Source organism: Candidatus Atribacteria bacterium (genome assembly GCA_011056645.1).
Lineage (GTDB): Bacteria > Atribacterota > Phoenicimicrobiia > Phoenicimicrobiales > Phoenicimicrobiaceae > Sediminicultor > Sediminicultor quartus.
Genome location: DSEL01000192.1, coordinates 1 through 5,996 on the forward strand (window position 1 = coordinate 1; position 5,996 = coordinate 5,996).

A 5,996-nucleotide genomic window follows, 5' to 3' on the forward strand; every position below is an offset into this window, starting at 1 on the left:
CTATAAATATATACTATATACTATATACTATTTATATTGGAGGTAAGGTTGTTATGAAAATGAAAAGAATTGCTGTTCTTACCAGCGGGGGAGACTCTCCAGGGATGAATGCTGCTGTTCGATCCGTAGTGCGAACCGGCATATTTTATAACTTGGAAGTATTAGCAGTGGAGAGCGGCTTTGCTGGTTTAATGGAGGGAAAAATTTTTCCCATGAGTCAGATATCAACCGGTGGAATTATGCAAAGAGGTGGGACTGTTCTTAAAACCTCTCGCAGTGAAAAATTTAAAACTAAAGAAGGCCTTGATATTGCTCTTCAAAAATTAGAGAAATTCGGTATTGATGGATTGGTAACTATCGGGGGCGATGGTACCTTAAGAGGAACTCGAGATTTAAGTGCTTTAGGATTAAAAACTATCGGAATTCCAGCTACCATCGATAATGATCTTTCTAAAACAGATATGGCAATAGGAGTAGATACTGCTTTAAATACAGTAATAAATGCCATAGACAAAATCAAAGATACGGCTTCTTCTCTCCATAGAGCATTTGTGGTGGAAGTCATGGGAAGAAATTCGGGTTATTTAGCCTTGATGAGTGGAATTGCCGGAGGAGTTGAAGTAATTCTTATTCCAGAAATAGCCTATGATTTATCAGAAATTAGTATAAAATTAAAAGAAGGCTATCAAAGGGGAAAGACCCATTGCATTGTTGTTATTGCCGAAGGAGTAGGAAAAACCAATGAAGTAACTAAATATTTAGAGGATAAAATTGGCTATGAAACCCGTATCACTATTTTAGGTTACCTGCAAAGAGGAGGTTCACCTTCTGCTTTTGATAGGATATTAGCAAGTCGTTTAGGGGCAGCGGCTGTAGAGCATTTATCAAAAGGCGAAACATCTAAAATGGTTGGATTAATCGGAGATGAGATTAAGGCAACTGATATAGAAGAAGTCCTTGCTCAACAGAAGACCATTAAACAAAATCTTTATGATTTAGCTTTAATATTAGCAAAATAGCAATTACTTTAACTAAATTGAAAGGAATTTTTAATGTCCTTATCGGGAATATTATCCCTCTGGAATCAATCGAAAGAATTTAAAGAAATTGTAAAAATAATAAAAGGGAAATCGATTCGCAAAATATCGCTTTCTGGCATGAAAGATAGTGCCCGTTCTTTCTTTATCGCCGCTTTAATCTCCAAAGAGGAAAATACAAAATCTTACCTCATTATTACTGATTCTCAGGAAAATGCCTTAAAAATATATCAGGACTTAGAGTCTTTTTTAAATAGATCTCAAAATAGCCAGGAAAATATTTTTCTTTTTCCTTCTTTTGATGTCCTTCCCTATGAAGATATCAATTCTGATCCGCAGATAATTCAGCAAAGGATTAATATCTTGAAAAAACTTTCTATAAGCCAGGGGGATGATCAGGGAAAGAAGAGAATTATTTTAATCACTGATATTAAAGCCCTCTTGCCTAAATTAGTCTCGCCTCAAAAATTTAAAAAAACAAGTTGGAAATTAAAGGTAGGAGATAGCTTAAAAAAGGATGATTTTTTAAAAATTCTCTTTGACCAAAAGTACCGGTCTGTAGAGATAGTGGAAGAAAAAGGCGAATTTAGCAGCCGGGGAGGTCTTATTGATTTTTTTCCGATGACCAGTGAAAATCCTCTTCGATTAGAATTATTCGGAGATCGGATAGAATCGATTCGGTATTTTAACTCAAATACTCAAAGATCAATACTTAAATTGGCAGATTATACTCTTCTCCCTTCCCGGGAATTAACAGCTGATGGTTTATCTAATTATAATTACAGCACACTCTTTGATTATCTTCCCGAGGATCTGATAGTGTTAAAAAACGAGCCGGAATTAATTCAAGAGAAAGCGGAGGAGTTTCGGGAAGAAATGAAAGATATTTATCAAAAAATTGAAGAGAATAAAAAAGAATTAATCTTTTCACCCTCTTTTTACTTTATCGATCATTCGGAGATAGATAATAAGATAAAGAATAAAAATATCATTAATTTAACCTATCTTCCGGAGGGAAATAAGGAAGATATCTTCGGCGATCAGAAAGAAAACAAAGAAACTATCCGAAAATTTACCATAGAAGGAATAGGAATTAGTTCTTATTTTGGGAATTTAGATCTATTTTCTAACGATTTAGAAAAGTGGCAGAAAGAAAAAGAGCAAATTATTATTCTGGTCAGAAATGAAGGACGGGCTCAACGTTTAGGGGAGATATTAGAAGAAAGGGGGGTAGAAAGATTTGTTACCGGAAAATTAGAAGAGTATGCTGCTTTATCATTAAAATCAACTATCTTCATTTCCTACGGTTATCTAAATTATGGATTCAGATTTCCTGATCTCAAAACTATTTTTATCACCGATCAGGAAATATTTGGCAAGGAAAGGAATAAACGTTATAAATTGACCAGACGTAAGAGCGAGCCCTTTTCTAGTGTAATGGAACTCTCTCCCGGAGATTATATAGTGCATATCGACCATGGTATAGGAATATATAAGGGGATAGTAAATCTAACCGTTAAAGGCATAAAGCAAGATTACCTCCTGATCGAATATGATCAAGGGGATAAATTATATGTCCCGGTAGACCAGTTCAATTTGGTGCATAAGTATATTGGTGTAAAAGACAAAATTCCTAAGATTTACCGTTTAGGAGGAGTTTCCTGGGGAAAGGCGAAAGGAAAAGCAAAGAGGTCAATTCAGAAATTAGCCCGGGAACTTTATGATTTATATGTTGCCCGAAAAGAAATTAGAGGATTTGCCTTTTCCAAGGATAATAACTGGCAGCAAGAGTTGGAGATGTCTTTTCCCTACGAAGAGACTTTTGACCAGTTGCAAGCCTTATCTGAGGTAAAGGCTGATATGGAAATGGTCAAGCCCATGGAAAGATTAGTTTGTGGAGATGTAGGTTATGGCAAAACAGAGATAGCTATTAGGGCTGCCTTCAAGGCGGTTTTAGACGGAAAGCAAGTAGCAATTTTAGCACCTACCACTATCCTGGTTCAACAGCATTACGATAATTTTCGGGAAAGGATGAGCTCTTTCCCTATCAATATAGATATGCTCTCCCGCTTTAGAACCAAACAGGAACAAAAAAAAGTTATTGAAGGTTTGGGAGAAGGGAAAGTAGATATTATTATAGGAACTCACCGCCTTATTCAAAATGACATCCATTTTAAGGATTTAGGCTTGTTAATCGTCGATGAAGAGCAGCGTTTCGGAGTCCTTCATAAAGAAAGAATAAAAAAAATAAAAGAAAGTATTGACTCCCTTACCTTAACAGCTACTCCTATTCCTCGTACCCTGCATATGTCGCTGATCGGAGTCAGAGATTTAAGTATAATAAATACTCCTCCCGAAGATAGATTTCCTATTGCTACATTTATCTCTCGAAAAGATGATCAAGTAATAGTAGAAGCTATTAGAAGAGAATTGGATCGTGAAGGGCAAATCTTCTTTGTTCATAATCGGGTAAGAAGTATCCGGAAAATAGCCGGGGATTTAAATCGGCTCTTTCCTCAAGCTAGAATCGGGATTGCTCACGGACAGATGGCAGAAGAGCAATTAGAGGATATAATGATTGATTTTTTGGAGAAAGAATATGATATTTTAGTCTGTACTACTATCATAGAAATTGGCTTGGATATTCCCAATGTCAATACTATTATTATCGATGACGCCCATAAATTTGGTTTATCTCAACTTTACCAGTTAAGAGGGAGAGTGGGGAGGACTGATCGACGAGCCTATGCCTATTTTTTTTATCCTTCCTATCGTGCTATTTCTGATACCGCAAAAAAGAGATTACAGGCAATAAAAGAGTTTAGTGAATTGGGCTCCGGTTTTAAATTAGCCATACGAGATTTAGAGATTCGGGGAGCAGGGAATCTGCTGGGTAAAGAACAGCATGGATCTGTAAGCGAGGTAGGATTTAATCTTTATTGCCGCCTATTAGAAGAAGCGATTAAGGAATTACGAGAAGAGGGAAAAGAAAAAGTAAAGAAAGAAGATATCACTCCGGTTATTGATATTAAGGTGGATGCCTATATTCCCGGAGGATACATCCCTGATTTAAAGCAGAGAGTAATAATTTATAAGAGATTAGCTGAGATAGAAAGATTAGAAGATCTGGAGAGGACAAAAGAAGAGATAAGGGATAGATTTGGAATCTATCCTCCGGAGGTAAGGAATTTACTTGAAATAATATATTTGAAGATATTTTTAAGAAGGTTAGGCATTAATTCCCTGGTATTAAGAGAAAATAAATTAATTCTGAGATATTTGGAAGATAGGGAGATAAAGGCTAAATTGAGCAGGATGCCTTCTTTTTATCAGCAAAGATTAATAAAGGGCGAGTATAGATTAACCGGTATTTCTACCATTAATCTTTCCGGAATTAAATCTTCCGAAATTTTGAAATTCTTGAAGGAATTAATATTAAACTTGACGAAGTAGAAAATAAAAGGTTAAGTTACCTGTATTTTCAATCAGCTAACTAATCAACTAAATGTATATGATGGTAGAAAATTCGCTCGAGAATATTAGAAAAAAGAGTGGATTTAGGGTTAATATTATGTATAATACAATTATTATGGAAGAATTAAAAAAATTAATTCAAATTTTAATAGTTTTAGTATTACTCTGCTGTTCTGTTTCTTCTTTTTCTTATGCTGCTCCCAAGATCGGATTAGCATTAGGAGAAGGAGGGAGTAGATTTTACATTCATATTGGTGTTTTAAAGGCCTTAGAAAATGAAGGTATCAAGTTGGATTATATTGCCGGGACCAGCATCGGGTCTTTTATCGGTGGACTTTATGCGCTATGGGAAGATATAGACAAAATAGAAAAATTCGCCTTAAGTTTGGATTTTGATCAATACTACATGGCTCCCAGGGAAGATATCAAACTGCAAAATATAGATGAGACCCCTTTCATTACATTCTATTCAGATATATCGAAGGGCAAAATAGATGTGCAGTTGCTGAAAGGTTTAAATGATGGGAAAATTATAAGAGATGGAATTGACCGATTAACTAACTGGGCAAGTTTCGAATATGATCTGAAAATTCCCTTTAAAGTGGTTGCTACAGATTTGATTACCGGTAAAAAAGTAGTGATTAGCGAAGGGAGGATTTCTAATGCCATAGCAGCTTCTATGTCTGTACCTGGATTATCCATACCTTTTAAATGGGAAGATAAAATGTTAGTAGATGGTGGATTAGTAGATCCTGTTCCTGTAGACGTGGTGAGGGAAATGGGAGCAGACATAGTGATCGGAGTAAATTTGAGAGATATTCAAGAAGACACTCTTCCCTCTATTAATAATGTAGTATCTATCCTTTTTAGATCTGTATTTATCATGCTCGGAGAATTAGATGATATTACAGCTAATAAGGCGGATATTGTGATTAATCCTCACTATAGAGGTACGCTCTCTACAGATATGGAAAAAGAAAAAAAAATACAACTAATTAAACTTGGGGAAGAAGAAACGAAAAAAATAATTCCCTCATTAAAAGCACTTATAAATTCCTACTGAATTTGTAAGTGCTTTTGGCTTGCATTAAGTGGTGTAAAATAAATAAAAGTGCTTTTAGATGTACCTAATTTATTTTATTAACTTTCTTAACTCGATACTTTCTTTAATTAACTGTAAACTTGAATGGGGTAACCCAGCGATACTATTTCGTGGCCTGTAATTCACTTTGGATATAGCAAATTATATAATCTTTAATTATAAAAGGAGTAGCACCATATTTATGAAAACGAATAGACCATGCTTAGAAAAAGTTAACTCCCTGGGGATTACTGCCGGTTTCTATATGATTTTGATAATAGTCATCCTGCTGTCTTTCTCGGCGGCAGGAGAGGCATCTCCGAAGTTCCTTATCTTCCACCTGGATGCTGTCTCATCACAAAATTTCTTCCAATATATGGATGAGGGAGATCTGCCAAACATGA

The 5,996-nt window shown here is 35.4% G+C and carries 3 protein-coding genes; all 3 read left to right on the forward strand.

Going from position 1 to position 5,996, the window contains the following annotated elements; genetic code table 11:
• The first annotated feature begins 59 nt into the window (after positions 1-59).
• Genes pfkA through ENO17_09225 form a run of 3 tightly spaced genes read left to right on the forward strand, consistent with a single transcriptional unit; the run spans position 60 to position 5,574 of the window.
• Complete coding sequence (pfkA, locus tag ENO17_09215) at positions 60-1,019, forward strand: 6-phosphofructokinase (GenBank protein HER25213.1); 960 nt, start codon at positions 60-62, stop codon at positions 1,017-1,019.
• Between the two features lie 33 nt (positions 1,020-1,052).
• Positions 1,053-4,490, forward strand: a complete 3,438-nt coding sequence (mfd, locus tag ENO17_09220; protein HER25214.1) for a transcription-repair coupling factor — start codon at positions 1,053-1,055, stop codon at positions 4,488-4,490.
• A 52-nt stretch (positions 4,491-4,542) separates the two neighbouring features.
• On the forward strand, positions 4,543-5,574 hold the full coding sequence (locus tag ENO17_09225) for a patatin family protein (GenBank protein ID HER25215.1): 1,032 nt from the start codon (positions 4,543-4,545) through the stop codon (positions 5,572-5,574).
• Positions 5,575-5,996 lie beyond the last annotated feature (422 nt).